Source organism: Pseudomonas sp. SIMBA_068 (genome assembly GCF_046534705.1).
In the GTDB taxonomy this organism is placed as follows: Bacteria; Pseudomonadota; Gammaproteobacteria; order Pseudomonadales; family Pseudomonadaceae; genus Aquipseudomonas; species Aquipseudomonas putida.
Map to the genome: position 1 here is coordinate 1 of NZ_JAWRYI010001225.1, position 249 is coordinate 249.

A 249-nucleotide genomic window follows, 5' to 3' on the forward strand; every position below is an offset into this window, starting at 1 on the left:
TGGTGCGTGCCGAGTTCCTTCGGGGGCGCAACCTTGAGTACGTCAAAGCCGCGCGCGCGTTGGGGCTGCCCGACAGCCAGGTGATGCTGCGGCACATCCTGCCCAATGCCATGAATGCCACGCTGACGTATGTACCGTTCATGTTGACCGGGGCGATCACCACCTTGACCGCGCTGGACTTTCTGGGCTTCGGCATGCCGGCCGGGAGTGCTTCGCTGGGCGAGTTGGTGACCCAGGGCAAGCAGCACC

Annotated in this window: 1 protein-coding gene; it reads left to right on the forward strand. The window is 64.7% G+C overall.

Annotated elements, in window-relative coordinates; genetic code table 11:
- A partial coding sequence (locus SB756_RS33445) for an ABC transporter permease subunit (protein WP_410913681.1) occupies positions 1 to 249 on the forward strand: 249 nt, incomplete at both ends.